The sequence below is a fragment of the Candidatus Hydrothermales bacterium genome (assembly GCA_039630235.1).
GTDB lineage: Bacteria > Hydrothermota > Hydrothermia > Hydrothermales > JAJRUZ01 > JBCNVI01.
This window is the reverse complement of sequence record JBCNVI010000003.1, coordinates 116,185-142,691: the sequence shown is the minus strand read 5'-3', so window position 1 is coordinate 142,691 and position 26,507 is coordinate 116,185. Positions and strand designations below refer to the sequence as shown.

The 26,507-nt window shown below is 33.3% G+C and carries 21 protein-coding genes; 13 read left to right on the top strand and 8 right to left on the bottom strand.

The genetic code is table 11. The features are described 5' to 3' along the window. Positions 1 to 9 precede the first annotated feature (9 nt). Together thiI and ABDH49_04605 are read right to left on the bottom strand one after the other, a co-directional pair. Positions 10 to 1,416, bottom strand: coding sequence for a tRNA uracil 4-sulfurtransferase ThiI (gene thiI, locus ABDH49_04610; protein MEN3046248.1), 1,407 nt, complete (start codon positions 1,414 to 1,416; stop codon positions 10 to 12). Position 1,417: 1 nt separating this feature from the next. Next, positions 1,418 to 2,404, bottom strand: coding sequence for a GTPase (locus tag ABDH49_04605; protein ID MEN3046247.1), 987 nt, complete (start codon positions 2,402 to 2,404; stop codon positions 1,418 to 1,420). Positions 2,405 to 2,599: 195 nt separating this feature from the next. Here ABDH49_04605 and queA point away from each other — a divergent pair, with 195 nt between their 5' ends. Then, positions 2,600 to 3,565, top strand: coding sequence for a tRNA preQ1(34) S-adenosylmethionine ribosyltransferase-isomerase QueA (gene queA, locus ABDH49_04600; protein MEN3046246.1), 966 nt, complete (start codon positions 2,600 to 2,602; stop codon positions 3,563 to 3,565). On the opposite strand, the gene ABDH49_04595 is transcribed toward queA, so the two are convergent. The 3 genes from ABDH49_04595 to ABDH49_04585 are packed head-to-tail and all read right to left on the bottom strand — an operon-like array spanning position 3,552 to position 6,521. Continuing rightward, on the bottom strand, positions 3,552 to 4,070 hold the full coding sequence (locus tag ABDH49_04595) for a CDP-alcohol phosphatidyltransferase family protein (protein ID MEN3046245.1): 519 nt from the start codon (positions 4,068 to 4,070) through the stop codon (positions 3,552 to 3,554). The two genes, queA and ABDH49_04595, sit on opposite strands and share 14 nt — an antisense overlap. Beyond that, entirely contained in the window at positions 4,067 to 5,713 is a 1,647-nt protein-coding gene (locus tag ABDH49_04590; GenBank protein MEN3046244.1) for an AAA family ATPase, read from the bottom strand. The genes ABDH49_04595 and ABDH49_04590 overlap by 4 nt, the downstream gene beginning before the upstream one ends. A gap of 1 nt (position 5,714) precedes the next feature. Beyond that, entirely contained in the window at positions 5,715 to 6,521 is an 807-nt protein-coding gene (locus ABDH49_04585; GenBank protein ID MEN3046243.1) for an NAD(+)/NADH kinase, read from the bottom strand. Positions 6,522 to 6,586: 65 nt separating this feature from the next. Here ABDH49_04585 and ABDH49_04580 point away from each other — a divergent pair, with 65 nt between their 5' ends. The 3 genes from ABDH49_04580 to ABDH49_04570 all read left to right on the top strand — a co-directional run bounded on the left by ABDH49_04580 (position 6,587) and on the right by ABDH49_04570 (position 12,863). Further along, positions 6,587 to 9,016, top strand: a complete 2,430-nt coding sequence (locus ABDH49_04580) for an AAA family ATPase (GenBank protein ID MEN3046242.1) — start codon at positions 6,587 to 6,589, stop codon at positions 9,014 to 9,016. Between the two features lie 122 nt (positions 9,017 to 9,138). Then, positions 9,139 to 11,109, top strand: a complete 1,971-nt coding sequence (locus ABDH49_04575; GenBank protein MEN3046241.1) for a hypothetical protein — start codon at positions 9,139 to 9,141, stop codon at positions 11,107 to 11,109. After that, positions 11,106 to 12,863, top strand: a complete 1,758-nt coding sequence (locus ABDH49_04570) for a S8 family serine peptidase (GenBank protein MEN3046240.1) — start codon at positions 11,106 to 11,108, stop codon at positions 12,861 to 12,863. Before ABDH49_04575 ends, ABDH49_04570 begins: the two co-directional genes overlap by 4 nt. On the opposite strand, the gene ABDH49_04565 is transcribed toward ABDH49_04570, so the two are convergent. The 3 genes from ABDH49_04565 to ABDH49_04555 all read right to left on the bottom strand — a co-directional run bounded on the left by ABDH49_04565 (position 12,853) and on the right by ABDH49_04555 (position 15,165). Further along, positions 12,853 to 13,476 carry a hypothetical protein gene (locus tag ABDH49_04565; GenBank protein ID MEN3046239.1) on the bottom strand — a complete coding sequence of 208 codons (624 nt, stop codon included), beginning with the start codon at positions 13,474 to 13,476 and terminating at the stop codon, positions 12,853 to 12,855. The genes ABDH49_04570 and ABDH49_04565 overlap by 11 nt on opposite strands. Before the next feature lie 52 nt (positions 13,477 to 13,528). After that, positions 13,529 to 14,281 carry a DUF6775 family putative metallopeptidase gene (locus ABDH49_04560; GenBank protein MEN3046238.1) on the bottom strand — a complete coding sequence of 251 codons (753 nt, stop codon included), beginning with the start codon at positions 14,279 to 14,281 and terminating at the stop codon, positions 13,529 to 13,531. 86 nt (positions 14,282 to 14,367) lie between these two features. Next, positions 14,368 to 15,165, bottom strand: a complete 798-nt coding sequence (locus ABDH49_04555) for a sulfide-dependent adenosine diphosphate thiazole synthase (GenBank protein ID MEN3046237.1) — start codon at positions 15,163 to 15,165, stop codon at positions 14,368 to 14,370. 96 nt (positions 15,166 to 15,261) lie between these two features. On the opposite strand from ABDH49_04555, the gene ABDH49_04550 reads away from it, so the two are divergent. From ABDH49_04550 to ABDH49_04510, 9 genes are read left to right on the top strand one after another with little or no spacing between them, the layout of a single operon-like run. Continuing rightward, positions 15,262 to 16,104 carry a glycine--tRNA ligase subunit alpha gene (locus tag ABDH49_04550; protein ID MEN3046236.1) on the top strand — a complete coding sequence of 281 codons (843 nt, stop codon included), beginning with the start codon at positions 15,262 to 15,264 and terminating at the stop codon, positions 16,102 to 16,104. Beyond that, entirely contained in the window at positions 16,097 to 18,184 is a 2,088-nt protein-coding gene (gene glyS / locus ABDH49_04545; GenBank protein MEN3046235.1) for a glycine--tRNA ligase subunit beta, read from the top strand. The genes ABDH49_04550 and glyS overlap by 8 nt, the downstream gene beginning before the upstream one ends. A gap of 35 nt (positions 18,185 to 18,219) precedes the next feature. Beyond that, positions 18,220 to 18,981 (top strand): electron transfer flavoprotein subunit beta/FixA family protein, encoded by a 762-nt coding sequence (locus ABDH49_04540; GenBank protein MEN3046234.1) that lies wholly within the window; start codon positions 18,220 to 18,222, stop codon positions 18,979 to 18,981. 13 nt (positions 18,982 to 18,994) lie between these two features. Continuing rightward, positions 18,995 to 19,936, top strand: a complete 942-nt coding sequence (locus ABDH49_04535; GenBank protein MEN3046233.1) for an electron transfer flavoprotein subunit alpha/FixB family protein — start codon at positions 18,995 to 18,997, stop codon at positions 19,934 to 19,936. After that, complete coding sequence (locus ABDH49_04530; GenBank protein MEN3046232.1) at positions 19,933 to 22,716, top strand: T9SS type A sorting domain-containing protein; 2,784 nt, start codon at positions 19,933 to 19,935, stop codon at positions 22,714 to 22,716. Before ABDH49_04535 ends, ABDH49_04530 begins: the two co-directional genes overlap by 4 nt. Before the next feature lie 8 nt (positions 22,717 to 22,724). Then, positions 22,725 to 23,657, top strand: a complete 933-nt coding sequence (locus tag ABDH49_04525) for an NAD-dependent epimerase/dehydratase family protein (protein MEN3046231.1) — start codon at positions 22,725 to 22,727, stop codon at positions 23,655 to 23,657. Then, positions 23,638 to 25,029, top strand: a complete 1,392-nt coding sequence (dnaB, locus tag ABDH49_04520) for a replicative DNA helicase (GenBank protein MEN3046230.1) — start codon at positions 23,638 to 23,640, stop codon at positions 25,027 to 25,029. Before ABDH49_04525 ends, dnaB begins: the two co-directional genes overlap by 20 nt. After that, a complete protein-coding gene (locus ABDH49_04515) occupies positions 25,013 to 25,777 on the top strand; it encodes an ABC transporter permease (GenBank protein ID MEN3046229.1) in 765 nt (254 codons plus the stop codon). The genes dnaB and ABDH49_04515 overlap by 17 nt, the downstream gene beginning before the upstream one ends. Continuing rightward, the gene (locus tag ABDH49_04510; protein MEN3046228.1) at positions 25,774 to 26,490 is read left to right on the top strand and encodes an ATP-binding cassette domain-containing protein; all 717 of its coding nucleotides are present in this window, start codon (positions 25,774 to 25,776) and stop codon (positions 26,488 to 26,490) included. The genes ABDH49_04515 and ABDH49_04510 overlap by 4 nt, the downstream gene beginning before the upstream one ends. Positions 26,491 to 26,507 lie beyond the last annotated feature (17 nt).

The following is a 26,507-nucleotide window of genomic DNA, read 5'->3' as shown; positions in this document are numbered from 1 at the left end:
TAAAAAATTTTATCCTCTGTATTTAACTATTCCTCCTTTGTAGGCGTAAGCTCTTATGCCCCTTTCTCTGAGTCTTATTGCGACTTCTTGTGAAAATAGACCATAGTTACAAAAAATTACGTAGATCTTATCCTTATCAAAATCATATTTATCAATATCACTTTTTGGAATTCTTAAGTCAGCATTAAAGAGAATACTTTCAGCTCCATATTTTTCTCTTATGTCAACCTTAATTGCTCCCTCTGGAACTTTCTCGATTTCGATATCTTCTTCCTCAATTTTGTATGGTGGATAAAGAACTCTTGCAGATTTTGGAATAAGCTGAATTAACTTTTTTTCAAGTAAATTCTCTAATTTTTCTATGTCTTCAAGTTTAGGTCTTGTAACAGGTTTTTCTGGTACTATTGCACAGTACTCCTTTACTTTACTTGAAAACTCATAGGTTCCGATTTTTCTTGCTAAATTTATTATTTCTTCTTTATCAAAACCTAAAAGGGGTCTAAGACAAATAGTTTTTTTTAAGATTTTTTCTATCACAAAGAGGGAATCAAGTGTTTGTGAAGAAACTTGACCAAGTGATTCTCCAGTTGCTATAACTTTAAAACCTCTCTCTTCTGCTATTATTTCAGCAATCTCAAACATTCTTCTCTTCAAGACAATACCCCAATAGGAACTGGGTATAACGCCTCTTATATCTTCTACTATAGGTCTTAAATCACAAACGATAAGTTCTGGTTCGATTCCGTAGAGATAACTTTTATAAAAATAATTTAAAAGTTCAACAACTCCCCTTAGGTGAGAGTAGCCTCCAAGGTTAAAAAATAAAAACGACAAAGCTGTGCCTCTTTTAGCTAACATGTAAGAGGCAACAATGGAATCAAATCCCCCTGAAACAAGGCATAAAACCTTTCCTTGAGAAGAAAGGGGCAAACCTCCCGCACCCTCAAATTCTTCTAAAGTTACATAAGCTTTGTGATCCTCTATTTCTAATTTCACCCATATTGAGGGATTTTTTAAATTTACCTTACCGCCCTTTTCTACAAGTAAACTTCCTATTTCCCTTTCAGCTTCAAGAGAGCTGAAGCTATGGACTCCCTTTCTTTTAACCCTTACTCCAAAGGTATTATTTTTAACCTTATCACCAAAAATTTCTGCCACCCTCTCCTTTAGATCTCTAAGTTCCTCAAAATTTACCCTTTCTGCGACGACAACTTTTTTAACACCAAAAATTCTCTGAAAAAAGTTATTATAACTATCAGATATTATTAAAATCTTATCCCTTTCAACAAATAGAGTACCTTGAAAATTTTCCCTCTCAAAGGCTGACCTTATGTTGTTCTCTAAAATTTTCAAAAAATTTTCTTTTACTCTCTTTGTTTTTGTGAAGATTTCTGAAAATTTTAAAATTATATACACATTAAATGTGGAATTCTACTATATCTTTGTCTTTTAGAATGTAGTTTCTTTCAACTCTTTGGCCAGGGAACTTAGTGGAACCCCAAACCCTTGCATACTTTAAGTTTTTTGCAAAATCCTTATGAAGTTCCTCTGCAGCATCTAAAATAGAAGAATTTTCTTTCAAAATCATTGGATCCTTCATATCAGGCTCTTTACCTGGCTCTTTAGTATACACTCTTATTATTCCTAAGGACTTGAAAATCTCTCTCTTTAGATCCTCTATACCGTAATTTGTAACAGCTGAAAAGGGTAAAATTTTTTCATCTATAAAAATTTCTTTTAAGATCTTAAATCTCTCCTCTGCCCCAGGTGTATCAATTTTATTAACAACAAAAAATCCACCTTTTTTTACAACTCCCTCAAAGTTATACTCTCTTTTATCAGAAAACTCTATCTTTAATTCTTTTAAAATTTCTTTCAATTCATAAAATTCATCTATAATTTCATCTGATGAGCCATCTAAAACAGCCATAACTGAGTCTGAGCCTCTGACAATTTCTCTTTGCCACCATTGGTACTTAGAGGGTAAAAAAGGAGGTAAATCGATTATCTGAATTTGGATATCTTCGAAAGCCATCATTCCTACTCTTGGTAAAACTGTAGTAAAGGGGTAATCTGCAATTTCTGGGTTTGCGTTTGTTAAAGCTTTAAGAATTGAAGATTTTCCAGAGTTAGGCTTTCCTAATATTGCAACCTGGCCAGCTCCTTCCCTTTCAGGAAAAAGAAAGGCTGGAGCCCCCCTTTTTCTCCTCTGCTTTTCTTCTTCTATTTCTTTTTTAATTTGAGATATTTTTCTTTTTAAATCAGCTTGAAGTTTATCTGTCCCCTTATGTTTAGGAAGTTTAGCCCACATTTCTTTTAATGCTAAAAGCTTCTCCTCTAAAGTCTTCGCTTCTCTATACTTTTTCTCAGCTGCCAGGTACTCTGGAGTAAGATTCGCTGGCATTAATTAATTTAAAGGTAAAAACTGGGAAATTTCAAGTTAATCTACTCTACACCTATTTATAATCCGCACTTCCTTATCTATCCTATGAAGTAGGAGTAAAATAACAAGTACACACAGCTAGTAGCTTATATTGATGAGCAAACTAACTGAGAATAAGGTATTGAAAAAAAGAAATTAAATTTATAATATTTTTCTATGATAAAGGTTCCAAAGAACTATATAGCCCTTTTTCCAGCAAAACCAAGAGACTCCTGTAAGCTTATGGTCTTAAAATTAAAAGAAAAGTTGATTATTCACTCAAAATTTAATAAGCTTTACGAATTTTTACAAAGTGGTGATATTATTGTTGTTAACAATACTAAGGTTATTCCAGCAAAACTCTATGGATTTAAACCAACAGGTGGAAAAGTTGAGCTTTTATTTGTTAAAAAAATTGATGATAGAAAATTTCTTTCTCTCTTAAAAGGAAAAAATGTAAAAAAAATCTATATAGGAAAGTTTGAACTCGAAGTAAAAGATAAAGACAAATTTTATATAGTTGAAATAAAAAACGGAGAGGTAGAAGAGCTTATTAAAAAGTATGGGAAAATGCCCTTACCACCCTATATTAAAAGAGAACCTATAAAGAGGGACAATTATTATTACAACACAATTTTTGCAAAAGAGGAAGGCTCAATTGCAGCTCCAACAGCCTCTCTACACTTTACAAAAAGACTTGTAAAAAAATTAATAGAAAAAAACATAAAAGTTAAAGAGATAACTCTTCATGTAGGACCCTTCACTTTTTTAAATGATATGGAAGATAGCGAGATAATAAAAGAATTTTATGAAGTGCCGGAGGATACAGCAAGGGAAATTGAAGAAGCAAAAAAAAGAGGATCAAAAATAGTATCAGTTGGAACAACAGTTACAAGAGCTCTTGAAACATGGGGAATTAAGGGAGTTCTTAAAGGATATACAGATCTTATAATTAAACCAAACTTTAATTTCAAAATAACAGATGTCCTTTTAACAAATTTCCACCTTGAAAATCTCTCCCCTATTTTGTTAACAAGAGCCTTTGTAAAAGATGATGATTTTTTAAAAAAAGCATATAAGGAGGCAATTAATAAAAGATACAGATTTTTCAGCTACGGTGACGCTATGATTATTTTCCCCTAATATAAAGTAGAAAAGTTTTAAAATAAACTATGGAGGCTAAAAAAATAAAAAAAAGCGAAATAAAAATTAAACTTTCTCTGTAATTTAACTCGAAAATATAAGATACAAAAAGAAGTGAAAGAGTAAATCCAGCAAGTTTACCATAAAGGTTTGAAGTTAAAACATTACTCTTTTTTAAAAGAAAATAACCCAAAAAAATAATTAAAAAATCCCTTATTAAAAGAATTAAAACAAAAAAAAGCGGCAAATTTTTTAAAAGATACAGAGTAACTGAAAGTGAGTTAAAAAAAACTTTATCAACAACATGATCAAGCACTCTTCCCAGGCCCATGTGTTCACCCCTTTTCCTTGCTATATAACCGTCCAAAATATCTGTTAAAACTGAAAGTAAAAGAAAAATAAGAACTAAAAACTTTTCATCTTTACTTAATAGATAAATAACAATAGCTAAAATCGGTAATCTCAGAAGAGTCAAAATATTTTGAATCTTTGTAATTTCACTCATAATATACTTTCCCTTAAGAGCTTTTCAGCAGCCATTAAAGAAACTTCATCTATACTTTTCCCAGATATCATTCTCGCTATTTCTACCTTTCTTTCACTAAGAGTTTTTAACTCCTTAACAGCAATTTCAGTCCTATCTCCCCTTGTTTCCTTATAGACATAAAAGTGCTGATCAGAATAAGAGGCAATTTGAGGTAAATGAGTAATACAGAAAACCTGCTTACCCTTAGATATACTTTTTAAGTTCTTACCAACTATCCTTGCTACTTCACCCCCTATTCCTGTGTCCACCTCATCAAAAATCATTATCTTTTTTTCATCTATCTCTGAAATTAGGGCCTTAATCGCAAGAATGATTCTTGAAAGCTCACCTAAGGAGGCAACTTTAATTAAAGGAAAAGGACTTGTATCTCTTAAAGTTGAAATCAAAAAATCGACTTCATCCTTTCCTTTTTCATAAATCTTTCTTTCCGAAAATTGAATCTCAAATTTAACATAAGAGAATCCAAGCTTTAAAAGCATATTCTCAAGTTCTATTTCAAATTCTTTTGCCTTTTTTTTCCTCACAGAGGAAATAAACTCTGCTCTTTTTTCTAAATCATTTTCGAGTTCTCTAATATTTTCTTTAAGTTCAAAAATTTTTCTTCTCAGATTTTCAAGATTTTCAAGCTCAGACTTCCATTTTTTATAAAGTATTATTAAACCATCCTCAAAGGTTCTATGCTTTCTTTTTAACTCCTCTATTTTCTGAAGTAAATTCTCAAGCTCCTCTAATCTTTTCTCATCTACCTCTTTTTCAAACTTCATTTTAACAAATTCACTTAAAGCCTCATTTAGCAAGATTTCTGCTTCTTCTAACAATTCAAATGCCCTTGTGCCCATTTTTTTAAATATCTCCTTTTTTTTCAGAACTTTTGAAATATTTTTTAATACCGCGTCTTCGGATTCGCCTAAGGAATAAACTATTTCGTCAATTTTTTCCTTTAACTCTCTTCTTTTTATAAGTCTTTCATATTCCTTAAAAACTTCACTTACATTTAACTTTTCAATATTTATTTCCTCTAACTCTTTAACAGAATGCTCCATAAACTCTTTCATTGTTAAAATTCTCTCATAATCTTTTTCGAGTTCCTCTAACTCTTTTAATTTTTTCTTATATAAATTAAAAAGCTCCTCAAACTTGAGCGACTCTTCTTTTATTCTAGAGTATCTATCTAAAATATCTAAGTAGTTTTTTTTATTAAAAAAGTGTAGTTGAGAACTTTGACCGTGTATCTCTATCTCTTTTCCCAGAATTTCCCTAAGCACTGAAAGTGAAACGGGAATACCATTAATCCTAACTCTTGATACTTTGTGTTCGGGGCTAATAACCCTTTGAACAAAAACCTCATTTTCAGGAAAAATATCATATTTTTTAAGAAAATCTAGAGATTGTGTAATTTTAAACAAACCCTCCAGTATAATCTCTTTTTGACCTTCAAATATAGACCAGTCAATCTTTTCTCCCCTTAAAAGAAGAAGCGTTTCTAAAATCATTGACTTTCCTGCACCGGTCTCTCCCGTAAAACAAATAAATCCCTCCTTAAAATTAAGCTCAACCTCTGGTACCAACAAATAGTTTTTAAGGTGTAAATAAAGAAGCATTCTAAAAGTTAAACTTCTCCTTTAACCTTTTATAAATACTTTTCCCCTTATCTTTAAAACTAATAAATTTTATTCTTCTCTCACCACTTGAAATTAAGATTTTTTTATTTAAGGGCAGAATGTACTCTTTCTGTCCATCAACCCAAAGTTTGGGAATGTTAGTCTTACCCTTTGGAATAATATATATTTTTTTACCTGATGGAACAACAATTGGTCTTGAATTAACGTTAAATGGTGCAATTACGTTAATACAAAAACCCTTCAAATCATAATATAAAATGGGACCATTTAGAGCAAGGTTATAGGCAGTTGAACCTGTAGGAGTACATATAAGAACTCCATCGGCTGAATAAAAAAATTTAACATTTTCAATATAAAGGTCAAATTCCATTATTCTTCCAGCCGGCTCATTTCTTATTAAAAGATCATTTAATGCAAAATGTTTTTCACTATCCCACTTAATATACACTGTCTCCCTTTCAAGTATATGAAAGTTATTCTTCAAAGTTTCATTAAGATAAAGTTCTAAGTCTTCTCCTTTTACATCACACAAAAAGCCAACTTTACCCAGATGGACCCCTAAAAAAATAGAATCAGGAAAACAGTGAACTGCCCTGAGAAGTGTTCCGTCACCACCAAGAGTTATAACAAGATCAAAACCTTTGTGCCCCAATTTCTCTGGCTCACTTGTATACTCTATCTCAATATCCTTTCCCTTAAAAAATTTTTCTATTCTCTTTATTACACTTTTAACGTTCTCTTTTTTAGGATTAAAAACAACTAAGATTCTTTTTATTTCATATTTCATACTACCAAATTAAAAAGCTCTGTGGAATATAGATTTTAATTTATTTAATTAAGGGCTTGCAAATAATGAAATTTAAAGTTATTTTTAAAGTTGAAAATATGAAAATAGAAAAACTAACTGAAAGTGCAAGGGAGGCAATATATAAGGCACAAAGTATTCTTATGGATCTAAATCATACACAATTAGATGTAGAACACCTTTTTTATGGCCTTTTAGATACTGAAAACTCACCTGTACCTGACATTTTGAATAAATTAGGCATCTCCCCACATATTGTAAAAGAAAGACTGAAAAGAGCCTTAGAAAAATTACCACAGATTGAAAAGGGAAGTCTTCCAATTAACCAGATCTATATTACTCCTAGGCTAAATGATGTATTTAAAATAGCTGAAGAAGAGGCAAAAAGAATGGGTGACGACTATATAGCCTCCGAACACCTCTTCTTGGGAATAGTCGAAAGAAAAGATGGGGATGCCGGTAAAATTTTGAGGGATTATCAAATAGATAAGGAAAAAGTTTATAGAGCTTTATACGAAATAAGAGGTTCACAGAGGGTTCTCGATCCACAGGCTGAAAGTAAATATAGGGCCTTGGAAAAATTTACTATAGATTTAACCAATTTAGCAAAAAATGAAAAACTTGATCCTACGATAGGTAGGGAAGAAGAAATAGAGAAGGTGATCCTTGTATTACTAAGAAAAACAAAAAATAACCCCTGTTTAATAGGAGAGCCAGGAGTTGGTAAAACAGCTATAGTGAATGGTCTTGCTTATAAGATTGTAAAAAGGGAGGTTCCGGATCCACTAAAAGACAAAAAAATTTTGCAACTTGACATGGGAGCCTTACTTGCCGGTACAAAGTTCAGGGGGGAATTCGAAGAAAGACTCAAGGCGGTGATTGATGAAGTTAAAAAGAGAAAGGGAGAAATAATACTTTTTATAGATGAAATTCATACTATAGTTGGAGCAGGCGCGGCAGAGGGTGCTATAGATGCTGCTAATCTCTTAAAACCATCACTTGCATCAGGAGAAATAAGAGTTATAGGTGCCACAACCCTTGATGAGTATAGGGAAAAGATTGAAAAAGACGGAGCACTAGAGAGAAGATTTCAACCTATATTTGTAAGTGAACCTACTGTTGAAGCAACAGTTGAAATATTAAAGGGACTAAGACCAAGATACGAAGAGCATCATAAGGTAAAAATCTCAGATGAGGCTATAGAGGCTTCTGCTAAACTATCAGCAAGGTATATCCAAGGTAGAAAGCTACCCGACAAAGCAATTGATCTACTTGATGAAGCTTGTGCATACACAAAAATGAAACTATCTGAAATGCCTGAAGATATAAAGTCTTTGAAAGAAGAGATAGAAAGATTAGAAAAAGAAGGCGAAACAAAAGCAAAGTACGGTGACTATGAGGGTGCAAAAATAATAAAGGAGAAACTTGACAGGTATTTAAAAATTTATGAAGAAAAAAAGAGAGAGTATCAGGAAAAATACAAATTTGATGATATAGTAGATAAAAATGATATAGCGAAGATAGTTGAAAAAATTACTGGAATACCGGCTACTGAACTGGTTGAAGAGGAGGCGCAGAGACTACTAAGGATGGAGGATGAGTTAAAGGCGAGAGTTATCGGTCAAGAAGAAGCAGTTAAATCTATATCAGAGGCAATAAAAAGGTCAAGAGCAGGTCTTTCTGTTAAAAATCGACCAATAGGTGTTTTTTTGTTCCTGGGTCCAACCGGAGTTGGTAAAACTCATTTAGCGAGAGAACTTGCCCGTTTCCTCTTCAAAGATCCTGATGCTCTTTTAAGAATAGATATGTCTGAATTTATGGAGAAACACTCAGTATCTAAGTTGATTGGGGCTCCACCTGGATATGTGGGATATGAAAAGGGGGGAAGATTAACTGAGGCAGTAAGGAGAAGGCCGTATCAAGTTATTTTGCTTGATGAGATAGAAAAGGCAGATCTTGAAGTTTTAAACCTTCTACTTCAGGTCTTTGATGCTGGGAGATTGACGGATTCTCACGGACGTACAGTAGATTTTAAAAATACGATCTTTATAATGACGAGTAATTTAGGTTCAGATCTATTACTTGATGATACCTTAGATTTTGAGAGTAAAAAAATAAGAGTTTTAAATCTTGTTAGAAGAACTTTACCGCCTGAATTTATAAACAGAATAGATGAAATAATAATTTTTAAAACTCTTTCAAGGGAAGATCTCAAGAAAATAGTTGATCTTGAGCTTGAGCCTTTGAAAGAAGCGTTAAAAGAAAAAGGGATAGATCTTATATTTGAGGACTCGGCAAAAGAAGTTATTATATCGGTAGGCTATGATCCAAGTTTTGGGGCAAGACCCCTAAAGAGAGCGATATCAAAATATGTGGAAAATGAAATAGCAAATTTTATCATAGAGGGTAAATTAAGGGAAAAAGGTAAAATAGTTGTTAAGGGAGAAAAGGGTAAGCTTAATTTTGATATTATTTAATTAAGTTAGAACCTTTCAGCGTTAATCCCAGTCCTAGCTTTTTTGAATATTTGAAGATTTTTGAATATTTGAATTTGAATATTTGAAGATGTATAATTATAATTAATTAAAGGAGGGTTAAAATGAAAAAGCTCATGGTATTAATAAGTGGGGTTCTCTATTCCCAAATAATAATTACTCATACAAATTGGCCCTATGGATTAGATCAAATAGGAAACCAGTGGCAATGGTATGCAAACTCTTCACCCGTACCTGTAAACACGGATTCCCTTATAAATCAGACAAATGTATGGCATTTTGAAACAGGGCCAACTGCACGAATATGGACAAGCACACTTATAGCATTAAATCAAACCCCAGGAACACCTCCACCTGGTTCACAATTTGCAGAAATGCAACAAATCCCTGGGAACCCGCTAACGTACATGTACGAGTCTGAAAACATAAATGCCATGTTTGTATACGGATTTTATAATCAATCATATGGACAAATAACATTTACTCCTTATTGGATTCCTTATGATTTTCCCATGCAACTTGGATCTAAATGGATAAGTAGTTTCCAATGGGAATACTACGGTATTACAATTTATGAGGAATATGTAGATACAATAGTTAAAGAGGGAACAGTATATTTGCCAGATCCGCTTGGAGGACCCTATCCCTGTCTTGTTATTAGACAAAAGTATCGCGCTTGGGATGATTACGGATTTATAAATGAACATAGATATAACTATGAGTGGGTTGTTCCAAACTTGGGAGTAGCTGCATTTATTGGAAGCCAATCTCCTGAATATAACCCTTACTTTACAACAGCAGAATATTACATAAGACTTAAAGGCGCTTCAATTAATGAAACATCCCCACCTGTTTTTTCAGATACAAGACTACTTACTCCATCTTCATGTTACGGTCCATTCATTGTGAGAAGTAAAATCACTGATCCTGCTGGTATTCTAAAAGACTCACTTTACTACAAGATTTCAACCGGTGGTTGGGTAAGGGTCTCTCATGATAGCGTCAAAAATAACATCTATTACTTTACAATCCCTGCTGTTAATCCACCTGTAACAGTACGCTACTATCTTGTTGCATACGATAACTCAGTAAATCAAAACAGAGGCACAGATCCTCAAGGAGCACCGACAAATACTTACTCTTTCTTTTTCATCGATCCAAATCAGGATAATTATCCTCCGAAATTTTCTGGAACAACAGTTTGGACCGACACATCCTACGCAGGACCCTTTCCTATAAAATCTACGATTATAGACTCAGGAGGATGTGTAGATATTGCAATTTTATACTACAGAATAGGAACCACTGGTAGCTTTACCGCAAGGCTACCTGATTCAGTAAGACAAAATAACTATTATTTTAAAATCCCCTCTGTTGTTCCACCGGCAGTTGTGGAATATTATTTATTAGCTCAAGACATGTCTACTAATGGAAATGTAGGCTACGATCCTCAGAACGCACCAAATTCAGTTTATAGATTTAACGTTCGTGATAAGGTTCCACCCACATTTACAGGAACAACTGTCTGGAGAGACACCGCTTTTAACGGTCCATTCCCTGTAAAGTCTATTATCAGGGATCCATCAGGAATCGCACAGGCAAAGATCTTCTTCAAAATCCATATAAACCCATGGGATTCACTGCCCTCAGACTCCGTAAAAGGAGACACCTTTTATTTCCACATCCCACCAATAACCCAAACCTCTGTAATAAGATACTACCTAAAAGCAAAAGACAATAATCAAAACGTTGGAAGAGACCCGGCTGCTCCAGGACAGTACTATCAATTTATTGCAACTTACGTAGATGTTGAGGAAAGTCATTTCAAACGGAAAGAGATTTCTTTTAAAGTAAATACTAAAGAGAAAAAGGTCTCCCTCTATATCCCCTACAACGATTTCATTTCTCTAAAAGTATATGATGCTATCGGGAGAACAAGGAAAATACTTATAAAAGGAAACATTAAAAAGGGACTATATGAGTTTAGCTTCAAGGAACTAAAAGAAGGAATCTACTATTTTGTTCTAAACTCCAGTAAAGAAAGAAAAGTTGAAAGGATCATCCTTTTGAAATGAAAATATACCTTTTTTTAATTTTTGGTATTATTAAGATCGAAAAAATAGAACAGAGTCCTCCTCTTCCACCCTATGTAGAGAATCAAATACTTATCAAATTAAGAGAGAACGTAGATGTAGAAAAGTTTTTTGAAAAGAGGAAACTAAAAGTTATAAGAAAAAGTAGATACGGAAACTTTTATACTATTTTTACCGAGGAGGACGTTAACAATTTAATAGAAAGACTGAAAACTGAGAGGGAAGTTCTTTATGTTCAACCAAACGTAAGATGGTATGTACTGGAGTATGAACCAAAATGGATACCAAATGATCCTTACCTATCCTACCAGTGGCATTTCCCCAAAATAAGGCTCTTTGAAGCTTGGGATATTGAACAGGGGGGAAAGGAAGAGATAGTGGTTGGAGTTTTAGATACAGGTTGTGCCTATGAAGACTATCCCGTACCTCCGTACGAAAAAGACGAAGTACATCCCTCTTGCACTACGTATAAAAGAGCACCAGATTTTAACTTTGCGAACTTTATTCCGGGCTATGATTTTGTCCATAACGATTTACATCCTAATGATGATCACGGACATGGAACATTTGTATCTGCAACAATTATTGAGAGCACAAATAACGGCATAGGAGTTGCTGGAATTGCTTTTAACGTAACATTAATGCCTATAAAAGTTATAAACAGTATAGGGTGGGGATCAACTGATTGGGTAACTGATGGTCTTTACTATGCGGTAGAGCATGGATGTAAGGTTATAAATATGAGTATTGCTTCAGCACAAGATCCAGGACCAATATTCTATGAAGCAATTCGATACGCACACTCAAAGGGAGTAATAATGGTAGCAGGCGCAGGAAATAATAGTGCCAATCAACCTACTTTTCCAGCAGCTTATATCGAGGTAATAGGAGTTGGAGCTACAAATTCAGCAGACTCACTTACTTTTTACTCAAACTACGGAGATACCATTGATGTTGTAGCACCTGGTGGAGATTTAATAGATAGAGATTATAATGGCTTCCCAGATCTTGTAGTTCAACAAACAATAGGTATGAGAGCAATAGGATTTTCAAAGCCAAAACCTGATACTTTCTTTTATGTTGGAATGGGTGGCACCTCTATGGCAACTCCTCATGTAACAGGGGTAATAGCACTTATGCTTTCTTATGGAATACCCTCAAAAAATGTTAGAAAGATAATTAGAACATTTTCAAAAGACTTAGGTTCACCAGGTTATGATACTCTTTATGGATTTGGTAGAATAGACGCTTTAGCCTGCTTAGGTGGAAACGATACTATAGGTCCTTTTATATCAGGCACAACAGTTTGGTCAGATACAAGCTTTCCTGGGCCTTTTCCTACGTGGTCCACAATAAGAGATTTATTTGGTGTAAAGAAAAAGATTTTATACTATAAGTTCAACACACAGCCTTGGGATTCAATTTATGCCTGTGACTCTATGTTAAATAGGTTTTTATTTTTAATCCCTCAAGTCAATGGGCCAACTTTTATAAGATATTATATTAAGGCTAAAGATATACCTGGAAATATAAGTTACGATCCTGAGGGGGCACCTACGATTACTTATGGCTTTTTCGTTAATGTAACAGAAATTAGGGAGAAATCTGAAATTGAAAAACCAAAAATTTCTCTTTATTTTAATCCTGCAGGAAGAAAAATTGAAAAAGGGATTAAGAAAAGAAGAATATATTTTATAAGAGAAGGAACAAAAGTAAAAAAATTAATTACCTTTTAAGCTCTATTACATAAAAAGTATATCCGTATTGAGGTATTACACTTTCTCGCTGTAAGGTATAAGTATGGGTACCTGGAGGTGGGTTATCATAGGCTATAAGAGTTACTCCAAAAAATGCTGACAAACCAGACCAAACATCATAGTAACCGCCGCCACAAGCAATAGCAATAGGTGTATTACCCCTTAAAACTCTTATAAAACCATCTACATAACCACCACTTGTATTTGATATAAGATGAGCGTATATCAACACAACTGAGTTATCTTCACCTGAACCGTGAGAAGTATAGCTTAATGAAGCTACATTCGCCCAAGAGATACCAGGAGGCTCGTAATAGCTCTGTGTTCCAACAAATCCTTGATTATAAAAATCACCGACCAGGTGAAATCTAGATAAAGGCGAATTTGTTCCAATACCTACACTTGGTGTAACACCTCCAGAATTATCAATGGCATATATTCTGTTATTTGTGTAATCAACTTCCCAACCCATTCGTGGCCCAATCCATAAAAGACTTGGGTTTTCTCTTTTGCCCGAAAAGTTAGGTATTAAACCTGTAAACATAAACCCTCCTATTATACCAATTACTCCCCCGATAAAGGCTTTCTTCATTTTAAACCTCCTTTTAAGCAATTATAAGATAATTTTATTTTAAACAATTGTTTTAAGCAACTATTTTTTTCCACTCACTTTTATGTTTATCGCAAAAATTTAGGTTAAATTGAGCCTCTATTACTTCTTTTTGATAATGACTGTTATACATAAGACATCTCTTGTTATCACAGAACTTAAATTCACTTTTTTCTATGATTGATTTATAAAAAAACATCCCCTGAATAATGTAGGCACAGATAATTTTTGTAATTCTTCTATCTTTTTCAGTTAAATAATAATCTTTATGAACCGGTAGATATCCTAAACTACTTGAAATGTAATAGTCTCTATCCTTAGCAGGAGCGTAAATAATTCCAGGAATAGATATTAAAACAGGAAAAGAAAAAATGATTACTCTTAAATGCCACCTGTCAGAAAACGTAGAAATAAGTTGATCTGTTAAAAAAAAGTGCGCAAAAGTTTCTATATTTCTTAATTCTTTCGGAATGAAATTTCTATAAACTTCTATAAGTCTAAGCCCATCATATATAATACCCTTTTTTCTATTAGGAGTAACTAAATTTCTCTTCTCATACTCAATCTCTACATTTAAGGGATTTTCATTAAGCTCCCTTTTAAAGGCATTTAAAATTCTCGATTTCGCAAAAAAAACCGCTATATCATTTAACTTTTCACGATCAAGCCTTAAAAGTGGATCTTCCTCTAATGAAACAGAAAAACCCTCATTCTCAAAAAAATCTTTTATTTCACTGTAATTAACACTTTCATAATTCACTTTGTAGATGTAAATTTTTCTTTTCAAGAACAGTAAATTTGAAACTTTTTTCCTTTTCCTTCTTCCCCCTTTTTTTTCCTTCCCCTATTTTCCATGATGCAGTCTGATAAAAATTAAACTTTCACGTAAGTCTTAAGTTTTTCAATAATAATTTCAGCAGCTCTTTTTCCAGATAAAAGCATAGCGCCAAAAGTTGGTCCCATTCTTGGTAAACCAAAGGTTTCAGCAACTGCCATCCCAGCTACTATAAGTCCAGGGAAAGCTTCACCTGTGTATTCCACTATAGCATCCTCTGAAGCCTCAACCCACATAGCCCCTACACCCTTTACTTTAATATAACCCCTTTGCTCAAGAGCCTTTACCACAAAAGCATCATGACCAGATGCATCTATAACGAATTTAGATTCAAGAGCTATAGGATCAACACAAGTTATTTGTCTTGGAAGGCCTTCTATTGGTGACCAATTTACAACAACACCTGCAACTCTTGCACTCCCATTTTCCTCTCTTATTACTACATCTTCAAACTTTGTAAGCTGTAAGAATTTAACTCCAGCATCACTGGCTGCAGCAATAAGTTTTGAACAAGCTTGAGCTCCATCAGTCACATATAAACCAGGACTTGCCTCTTCAAATCTAACTCCAATTTCTCTTAGGTACTCCTGAGACGGTGCCCTAAAAGTTACCTTATTCATAAAGAAACCACCAATCCAAAACCCTCCCCCCAAATAGTTATTTCTTTCTATCACAAGAACATTTAAACCCTCTTTAGCTAACTCCCTCGCAGCAGTTAAACCTGCTGGTCCTGCTCCCACTACTATTACATCACTTTCTATCACACTCTCAAACATCCTTAAAAATGAAACTGTAATAGCCCTCGAAACATCTTTCTCTGAGACCTTTTCAAACATTTTGTAACTCCTTAGATTTTTAGGGCTTGAACCTTTAAGGATTAATTATACTCCCTTGTTGATAGGATTTCAATACTTGTTATAAAATTTAAAGGTATGTATTTTCAGGATTTAATTGAGAGTTTGAATAATTTTTGGAAAAAGAAAGGATGTTTAATTTTTACTCCCTATAACTCTGAAGTCGGAGCGGGCACCTTTAATCCGGCTACTTTTTTAAAGTGTCTCGGAAAAAAAGAGTGGAAATGTGCATATTTTGAACCAACAAGAAGACCTAAAGACGGAAGATACGGTGAAAATCCAAATAGAGTCTTACAATACTTTCAATATCAGGTTGTTTTAAAACCTCCCCCTGAAAATGTTCAAGAAATATACCTTGATTCACTTAGAAGTTTAGGTATAAATGTTGAAGATCACGATGTTCGATTTGTAGAGGATGATTGGGAGTCAGAAACTTTAGGAGCATGGGGTATCGGTTGGGAAGTATGGCTTGATGGACTTGAAATAACTCAATTTACCTACTTTCAACAAATAGGTGGAATTGACCTTGATCCTATAACCTGTGAGATAACTTATGGACTTGAAAGAATTGCCATGTTTCTTCAAAACAAAAGGTCAATATTTGAAGTGGAGTGGAATGAAAATTATAAGTGGGGAGATATTTATAAGCAGAATGAGAAAGAGTTTTCTGAGTATTACTATCACTTAGCAGATCCCCTCTTATGGAGAAATTTCTTTGAAGAATTGTATAGGGAGACGGAAAGATTAATCGAGAAAGAACTGATTTTCCCTGCCTATGATTGTGTGATTAAGGTGTCCCATGCTTTTAATATCTTAGATGCAAGAGGGGTAATTTCCCCTGCTGAGAGACAAGTTATGATACAGAGGATAAGAAGACTAAGTCATCTAGTTGCAAAAAAGTATATAGAAATTTATGGCTAAATATTTACTTGAAATTGGTACAGAGGAGCTTCCGCCACTTGAAGTTAGAAGTTCTTCTTTGAAACTTAAAGAAGAGTTTGAAAATTTATTTAATGAGAACAAGATCGGTTATGAGAAAGTGCTCACCTTTGCTACACCAAGAAGGCTTACTATACTGGTAGAGAATCTTGATGAAAAGCAAAGAGAGTATGAGGAGGAAATAAAGGGGCCGCCCTATCATCTTTCTTTTAATAAAGAGGGAGAAAAAACAGAAATTTTAAAAAAATTTTTAGAGAGTTGGGGGGCTTCACCTGATACACTTTATATAAAAGAAGAACAGGGGAAAAAGTATGTTTTCTTGAAGATAAAAAGAGGGGGCAGGAGCACAAGAGAAATAATAAAAGAAAATATTCTGGACATTTTAAAAAGGACACCATTTACTAAAAGGATGAGATGGGGTATAGAAAATTTGACATTCGCAAGACCTATCAGATGGATTTTGTCTCTTTGGAATAATGAAATTCTTGAACTTCCCTTACCTATTAGAGTTTCAAATAAAACAAGACCCAATAGACTTTTTAGTAATAAAGAAATTGAAATCACCTCCATAGATGAATACGAAGAGGCACTAAAAAATAACGGGGTTATACCTGATTTTGAGGAAAGAAAAAATAAAATTACAGAAAAAATTTATAAAATTGCTGATAAGCTAAATGCTGAGCCTATTTTAACTGAAGAACACATTGAAGAACTTACAGGTCTTGTTGAATATCCAGGTGTTATCCTCTGTGATTTTCCCTCTCACTTTCTTGAAATACCAAAAGAAATAATATTTACTGCTATGAGATCTCACCAGAGATATATACCTCTTGTTTCAAAAAATAAGGAAGTGTTGCCTTATTTCATAGCTGTAATAAACAACAAAGAGGAAAAAGCTGATAAAATAAAAAAGGGCCTTATTGATGTCTTGATAGCAAGACTTGAAGATGCGATATTTTACATTAAAAAAGATAATGAAATTCCACTTGAAGAAAGAACCGATTATTTAAAGGGAGTAGTCTGGATAAAAGACCTTGGAAGCATATACGAAAAAAACTCAAGAGTAAAAGAAATTACTAACTTTTTTGTAAAAAATTCAAACCTTAATCTATCTCAGGAAAGAGAATTTATTAATAAAATTATTGATTTAATTAGAACTGACCTTACAACTGAGATGGTCAGGGACGGTAAAGAATTTACTGAACTTGAAGGTATAATAGCATCAGAGTATGCAAGGATTCAAAGAAAAGATGAGAAAATAGTTAAAATTTTAAGAGAGTATAGGCTCCCAAAAACTCATGGTGATGAATTACCTCAAACAACAGAAGGTATATTAATTTCAATTTCTGATAAGATTGATACAATTATCTCTCTCTTAGCTAACGGCTACAAGATAAAAGGTTCAAAGGATCCCCTTGGGCTCAAAAGAACCCTTTATTCAACATTTTATTTAATAATAGAAAAGGACATAAGATTTGACCTTGAAAAATTAATTGAACTAGTGATAAATCTTTTGAGAAAACAAAACATTAGAATTAACGTAAAAGCTCAAGAAATAGAGAAAGAGATCTTAAGGAGATTTGAGAATTATCTTGAAGAACTAAAAGGTATAAGATACGATTTTGTAGATGCTACAATAGAGAGTGAAACTAAAAATTTGTATCTAATATACAAAAAAGCCTTAGTTTTACAAGAGTATTTCCAGAAAGAGAAAGAAATGTTTGAAAAAATCATAATCGGACAAAAAAGAGCATACAATATAATAAGGGATCAAAAGTTGAGTGGAGAAATTAGAGAAGATCTCTTTGAAAAAATTGAAGAGAAAGTGCTTTTTGAGAAAGTAAAGGAAATTGAACCTATTTTTTTGATTCATATGGAAAAAGAAAACTTTGAGGAGGCCTTAAAAGAACTTTTAAAACTAAGAGAACCTATAGACAGATTTTTTGATAATGTATTTGTAATGACGGAGAATATAGAATTAAGAGAGAATCGATTGAATTTGCTTAAAAGAGTTTGGGAAATTTTTAGGAAGTATGGAGATTTATCTAAAGTTGTGGTTTAAAGGGTTAAATTCCCCTTAATTTTTCGTTAGAATATATGAAAATTTTGGTGTTAGTTAAAAGAGTTCCAGATACAGGCGTACCCATAAAGGTAAAATCAGACGGTAGTGGTATAGACCTTTCATCAATACCATTTGTTATGAATCCTTACGATGAATATGCTTTGGAAGCTGCTTTAAGAGTAAAAGAAAAAAAAGAAAATGTGGAAATAGTCTTACTTTCACTCGGTAGTGAAGATTATAAAGAAACACTGAGACACGGACTTGCTATGGGTGCAGATAGAGCAAAACTTATTAAATACGAAAAAGTAAGTGAACTTGATTCATTTCAAATAGCAAACCTTTTACTTGAAGAAATCAAAAAAGAAAATCCAGATGCTATCTTTTGCGGAAAAAAGGCCGTTGACGATGAAAGAAACTATATTCATATATATCTAGCTACAAAAATTCAAAAGCCTTTTATTTATGGCGCAGTAAATCTTGAGGTAGATAATTCAAGTTTTAAAGTAACAAAGGAAGCCGAGAAGGGGCTCGTTGTATACGAAGTCCCATTTAACTCTTTTATTATATTTGACAAGTGTCAATTTGAACCAAGGTATCCATCTTTAAGAGGAATAATGATGGCAAAATCTAAGAAGATGGATGAGATAGTAGTATCAAACTTAGTGGATAAAAAGATTGAGACACTAAAATTTGAGTCACCTCCAGCAAGGAAAGCTGGAAAAATTATAAATTTGCCTTTTCCTGATAATGTTAAGGAGCTTGTAAGGCTGTTAAAGGAAGAAGCCAAAGTTCTTTAAAAGGGAGGGGAAAATGATAGGAATCTATCTTGAAACAAAGGATGGAAAGGTAAAAAAACACTCGTTAGAATTAATAACTTTTGCCCTAAAGAACTATAGTTCTGAGATATTTGCCTTTGCCCTGGGTGAAGAAATAGAAAAAGAAGAAGTTTTCAGGTACGGAGCAGATTATCTTTATCTTATTTCACCCTCAGAAAAAGTAGAATCTGAAGATGGAATTATAAATTCTCTCTTTGAGTTTTTAAAAGATAAAAACTTTAACGTTTTAATCTTTCCTGCTTCAAACACTGGAAGAATAATTGCAGCTGGTGTTTCAGCGCTACTTGATTTACCCTTAATCCAAGATATCATCGAAGTAAAAGAAGAAAATGGTAAAAAAATCTTTAAGAGACCAATTTTTGCTGGAAAGGCCTATGTCTGGGAAGTGGTTAACTCCGAAAAATACTCCATTTCCCTAAGATCAAACATAGTAAATCCCATTGAAAATCCAAAAAGTGGTAAATTTGAAAAAATAGTAGTAAAGAGTGTTGAGAGATTAAAAATAAAGGAAACAAGGGAAAAAGGTGAGGAAGAAATAGATGTAACAGAGGCAGAGATAATTGTATCAGGTGGAAGAGGTGTTGGTGGACCCGAAGGTTTTAAACCCCTAAGAGAATTAGCAAAAATTCTTGGGGGAGCAGTAGGAGCGTCAAGAGCTGCAGTTGATGCAGGTTGGATAGACCATTCACACCAGGTGGGTCAAACGGGAAAAACTGTTTCTCCAAACTTATACATTGCATGTGGAATTTCTGGAGCTTTACAACATCTTGCAGGGATGAGAACAAGTAAAGTGATCGTTGCAATTAATAAGGATCCAAATGCCCCGATTTTCCAAATAGCAGACTATGGAATTGTTGGTGATCTCTTTCAAGTTGTTCCTGCACTAACAGAAGAAATTAAAAAATTAAAAGCATGATTATTAATTTAATTTTCTCTTTAAGTTTTATTCTCCAAGATACTTGGGCGGGGGGCAGGGACACAATAGTAGTAAAAAGAGATACACTGAGAACTTTTTTAAAGGCTTATCAAGTTGACCCCTTTTATAAAACTGATTCTTTAATAATTTCAAGAGACTCACTTTTTTTAGTTCCAAGCTCACAAGTTTTCGATTTCGGTGGATACGAAGTAAAGGGTATAGCCTTAAAATCTCCTGATACTGTATTTGTAGGTGTTTTTTATCCAAACATAACTGTCCAAAATTTTAAAATCTTTTACACTCTTGACTCTCTAAGTTTTACCTCTGGTAGAGTGCTGTACGACGATAAATCTTTTAACCTTGTAAAAAGGATTTATTTTTCCAAAGATTTTGGGAATAATTTATGGATTGGCTCTGTTTCTGGGTTAGGTTGGATATTTTACTCTAATGAATTAGAATATCTTCCTCCACAAAATTTCAGGTGGATTCCTAACTCACCGAGTGCTTCGGGTCATAGTTTCTCAGACTTTTTAATATTTTCTCCTCTTAAAATGTACTGCTCTACAAATAGGGGAAGAATTTTTAGATATTTAAAATCACAAAATATATGGCAGAGTATATACCAGTTCCCATCACCTCCTGGAAGTGAGCCTGATGCACATTGTCTTTTTAAAACTAGAAATGGGTTAGGAATAGCTATTGCTTTAGCTGACGGAAGTGGATCAAAAATCTATGAAACCTTAGATGATGTAAACTTTTATCCAATTTCACCCCTTTTACCTTCAAAACAAATAGTGGGCGGGGTTTTATCAAACCCTGAGAAAAACCTTATAGTGGCAGGAAATTTACCAACAGCCTGTTATTTGATAAAAAATAATAGTTACTACACAACATTCCAAAGCTCTGAAGTAGAAATTTTCGATATTTTTAAATCAAATAGCGGAATTATATATTTACTTGCCTATGGCGAAAATACATACCCTAAAAGAAGGATTTATGCTTCCTCTGATGGAATTGAATGGAACCTTATAGAATCGCTCGATAAATACTCAAATCTTGGAACTCTTATACCCTCTACGGGGATAGGATATAAAGGAAACGAAATATTAGTCGGAACCTCATATAAACCAAGACTTTTTAAGTCAAAATTTCAAAGTAGTGGTCACATAATCTCAAATTATATTAAACTGAAGGGGGGAAGAGGACCAATAAAGGTTAAGGCATACAAAATTAAGGGTAAGCTTTTTGGCAACTTCAAATTAAAAATAAGAAGTTTTAATAACATAAATGATACCATTCCTTTTAGCCACATTACCCCCTTACAAGCTGACTCTTCATCTTTAGAAAATTACAGTTTTGTTAAATTTTCTGATACTCTTTTTCAATACAAGTTAGAACTTTTTACATCAAATCCTGAATTTTCTCCCATTGTTGACCAAATTAGAATTTATTACGAGGAGGACACAACTGGACCCATAGCTATTTGGGCTGAGGCTAAGGATGGTACATTTCAAAGGGACGGTAAAGATCCTGATGATTATGTAGTTTTTATATTTAACGAACCGACTTCAAAGCTGTTTATAAATAAAAATAACGTAGATAGCCTCCTTAAATTATCAAACAATCATTCATGGCTTAATATTTATGGAGACTTTGGGGGAGCCCAATGGTCAACAAACGGAGAAACCCTAAAAGTGTTTCTTGCCTTCTCAGGAAATACTTACCCCTCAGTAGAAGTGGGTGACACAGTAAAAGTAAAAATGAGTGACTCTTTTGGCTTTTGGAGAAGATCAAAAGTAATTATAGGTGGAAGCTTTGATGATATTCTTGGTCCAAAATTAATAAGGGCAATTGCTAAAGATGGGAGTTTCTTTGATAACGGTATAAACAGTGGAGACTCAATGTTTTTTATATTTAATGAAAAAACAAATATGCCTCATATTTATCCAGCAAATGTTGACTCTTTTTTCTACTTTAAAAAAGGGGGATATTTTGGAGAAAACTTTTACTCTCTTTGGATAACTCCTGAAACACTTCTTTTTGTTTTTACAGGCTCGGATTCCAGAATCTTTAACTTTGATACAGTTTATGTTAGGGGCTATAGGATTTATGATACAAAGGGTAATCCATGCTTCGGTTTTTCTCCTATTGAAGGTAGCTTTGATTTAGAACTTCCACGTTGCGACAGTATTTTAGCTTTTGACAATATCTATCCAGATACTTCCATCGACAGCGATGATTTTATAGCCTTTTATTTTTCTGAAAATATTTTACCTAAAAATGAAATAAATAAAATGAATATAAACAGTGTTTTTAAACTCTCAAATAATCACAGTTGGCTTTCAGGAAATGGAGAAATTGGCAATATCATAATTTATGACAGCTATATTTTTGTATTTCTCTCAACTGATGGTGGAAAACCAAGCGTAAGACCAGGTGATACTGTCAAATTTTTAAACAACTTTATTTTTGACTACTATAACAATCCTTTATCAGGCTCCAAAATAATCGGAGGATCATTCACTAAGTTATCTGAAAAATCCATTATAAAAAATTTAGACGTAAAATTGTTAATTAAGGGCGATAAGATAATCTTGACTCCATTTGAAGCTATAGAAAGTTTTGAAATTTATGACAGTGCTGGAAGAAAAGTTTATTTTTCACATGAAATAAAAAAAGATAAGATAATCATTAACGTAGAAAAAGGGGGGATCTATTTTTTAGTTTTAAAAAATAGAGAAGGTAAAATAGAAAAAATAAAGTTCATAAAGGCTAAGTAATTTAGAAAATGCGTGTTATTTTAACTGGAGGAGCAGGTTTTATAGGGTCTCATGTTTCTGAGTTATATATAAAAATGGGATTTAAAATTCTTATAATAGATGACTTATCCACAGGTAAAGAAGAAAATTTACCTAAAGAAGCTGAGTTTGAAAAGGTATCTATAACAGATGAAAACAAGATAATAAAAATATTTAAAAAGTTTAAACCTGACATAGTAAATCACCATGCTGCTCAATCTTCAGTAGTAGAATCAGTCAAAAATCCGATTCTTGATATGGAAGTCAATATAAGAGGAACAATTTTTTTGCTTGAATCTTCAGTTTTATGTAATCTAAAGGGATTCATATTTGCAAGTTCCGGAGGTACAGTTTACGGTGAACCTAAAAAATTGCCTGTAAAAGAAAGTTATAGATTCTTTCCCATAAGCCCCTATGGAATATCCAAAATAACAGGTGAAATGTACGGCCTCTATTATTCAAAGAAGTTACCTTTTGTCTCTTTAAGATACGGAAATGTTTTTGGACCAAGACAAAATCCACACGGTGAAAGCGGAGTTGTTGCTATTTTTTGTGAAAAAATGCTAAATAATGAAGAGGTTCACATATATGGTGATGGAAACCAAACAAGAGATTTTATATTTATAAATGATGTAGTAAAAGCAAATCTCCTTGCAACAGAATATATACTAAAAGGCAAAACGGGAATATTTAACATAGGAACAGGCAAAGAGACAAGTATAAACCAAATATTTGAAAAATTAAAAAAATTAACAGGCTATAAAAAAAGGCCAATTTATCTAGCAAAAAGGGAAGCTGAAATTACAAGGATAGCTCTTGATATTAAAAAAGCTCAGAAAGAATTAAATTTTAAACCCGAATGGGATATTGAAGAAGCCCTAAAAGAAACAGTAAAATTTTTCAATGAAAGACGAAAAGTTTAAAGTTCCCTTTGATATAGAGATAGAAAAAGCAATACTTGGATCAATGTTTGTTCTAGAAAGTGCCGCAACAAAAGCCTTCGAACAACTAAAAGAGGAGATGTTCTATGAACCCTCTCACAGAGATATCTATAGAGCAATGTTAAAAACAGTTGACAAAAGAAAGAAACTAGATCCAATAAACGTAGCAGAAGTTCTTGAAAAAGAAGATCTTCTAAATAAAATTGGAGGAATAGAGTATCTTGTAGAGCTGGGAGAATATGCAATAAATCCATCTTACATTGACGATTACATAAAGTCACTGACTGAAAAGTACATTTTAAGAAAAACAATAGAACTCTGTTATGACACTATAAAAAGATGTGAAAGTGGTGAAGAGGAAGCAGAGGAGATTCTTTATGAATTAGATAGAAAAATTTTTGAAATTGCCCAAATAAAGATAAGGGAGGGACTTTTGCCAATAAGTGAAGTGCTTAAAATTTACATAAACGAAATAAAGGGAAGAGAAAGAGAAGGTGTACAGGGTATTTTAACAGGTTATACAAAATTCGATGAAATTACAGGGGGATTCCATCCAGGAGAATTTGTAGTTGTTGCTTCAAGACCCTCAGTAGGAAAAACAAGTTTTATTCTCAATGTAATATATAGATTAGCAAAATTTTATAACATTCCATCTGCTCTATTCAGCATAGAAATGTCAAAGATACACATAGCAATGAGATTTTTAATTCTTGAATCTGAAATTGACAGTATTAAATTTAGAAACCTAAATTCATTAAGTGAAAGCGAAATGAGAAGACTTCTTGAGGCAGCAAGTAGAATTGAAAATCTTCCAATTTTTATCGATGATACACCATCAATATCAATACAGGAACTTAGAGCCAAGGCAAGAAGAGCAGTTCTTGAACATAAAGTAAAAATTATCTTTATTGATTATATTCAACTTATTCAAGCCCCCTTACATGAATCAAGACCAAGATTTGAGAGCCGACCTAGAGAATTAGCTTATATTACAGACTCTTTAAAGAAATTGGCAAGAGAGTTAAACGTACCTGTAGTAGCTCTATCTCAGCTTTCAAGAAAGGCAGAGGAAAGAAAAGAAGAAGATGCGGCTCCCAAACTATCAGATTTAAGAGAATCAGGGGCACTTGAACAGGATGCTGATATTGTTGTCTTTCTTTACAAAAAACAAGAGGAATATGAAGTTTTTGAACCTACAGAGCCATATGCGGAAAATTTGATAAGATTCTATGTGGCAAAAAATAGAAATGGACCTCAAGGGAAGTTTGTTCTCGCGTTTAGAAAAGAATTCATGAAATTTGAAAATCCTGGTAGAGAATATCTTGGTACTGAGGAAGGTGGTATTCCCTTTTAAAGGATTTTTTTTATCTTTTTTAGAATTATTAAGTGAAATTTCTTATACTACAGTTAGCTTTTTCACCTCTTTAAGATTTGTCAGAAAGTATTTTAGAGAGATAATCTATGAAATTTATGAAATAGGATACAATTCACTTTTACTTGTAATTTTTACATCCTCCTTTGTAGGAATGGTAGCAACAATTCAAACTGCGTACCAAGTAAGAGATTATGTACCTGTTATTTACATAGGGTCTGGTGTAGCAAAAGCTGTTATGATTGAGCTTGGTCCTGTAATAACTGGGCTTGTAGTAGCTGGAAGAATAAGTTCTGGCATTGCTGCGGAGCTTGGAACAATGGTTGTTACAGAACAAATTGACGCTCTTTATGTTATGGGAATTAATCCTTATAGGTTTCTCGTAATGCCCAGAATGTTAGCTGGAATTATTGTTTTACCCCTTCTCACCTCAGTATCTATTGCAGTTGCAATTTTCTCAGGTATGTTTATAGCGAATCTCTCTGGGGTGGCAAATTATTTTGAATTTTCAACAGGCGCTAAAATGTTTTTCCTTCCAAGAGATCTTTTTGGTGGACTTTTAAAATCAATGTTTTTCGGTTATGCTCTTACTTTATCTGGAGCGATTTCTGGCCTCTCATCTGAAAGAGGCGCAGAAGGAGTTGGCAAAGCTACGACTAAAGCAGTTGTTTTATCTTCTATACTTATTCTTGTTCTTGACTATATCCTGGGTATCTTAATTTTTGGATGATAAAGGTAAAAGAGGTATATAAGAGATTTTCTGATTGGGTTCTTGAAGATATAAACTTTGAGGTTTACGATGGTGAGTTTGTCATAATACTTGGTAAAAGCGGCGTCGGGAAGTCTGTTTTGTTTAAAATAATGGTAGGGCTTTTAAAACCTGAGAGGGGTTATGTTTTTTATGATAATTTAGAAATAACTAAGACAAGTGAAAAAGATCTTATTGAGTTAAGAAAAAAAATAGGGTTTGTTTTTCAGGGGAGCGCTCTGTTTGATTCTATGACACTTTTTGAAAACGTGGCACTGCCTCTAAGGGAACACTTTAAGTTAACTAAAAAAGAAATCGAATATAAGGTTTTAAAGGCTATTGAAGCAGTTGATTTAAGAGGCTTTGAAAATCTTTATCCTTCAGAGCTTTCAGGGGGTATGAAAAAAAGGGGGGCTATTGCAAGAGCAATAGTTCATGACCCTGATTATATCTTTTATGATGAACCAACTACAGGATTAGATCCAGAGACAGCCGATAAGATAACAAATTTAATAAAAAGATTATGGGAGCAAAGAGGGATAACCTCATTAGCAGTGACTCATGACTTTAATTTTTCAAAAGCTGTTGCTACCAAAATTATTTGGCTTTATAACAAAAGAGTAAGATTTGTTGGAACTATAGAAGAGTTTCAAAAGCTTGAAGACAAAGAGGCAAGAGCCTACTTTATTGATTAAATTTTTAGATTATAATA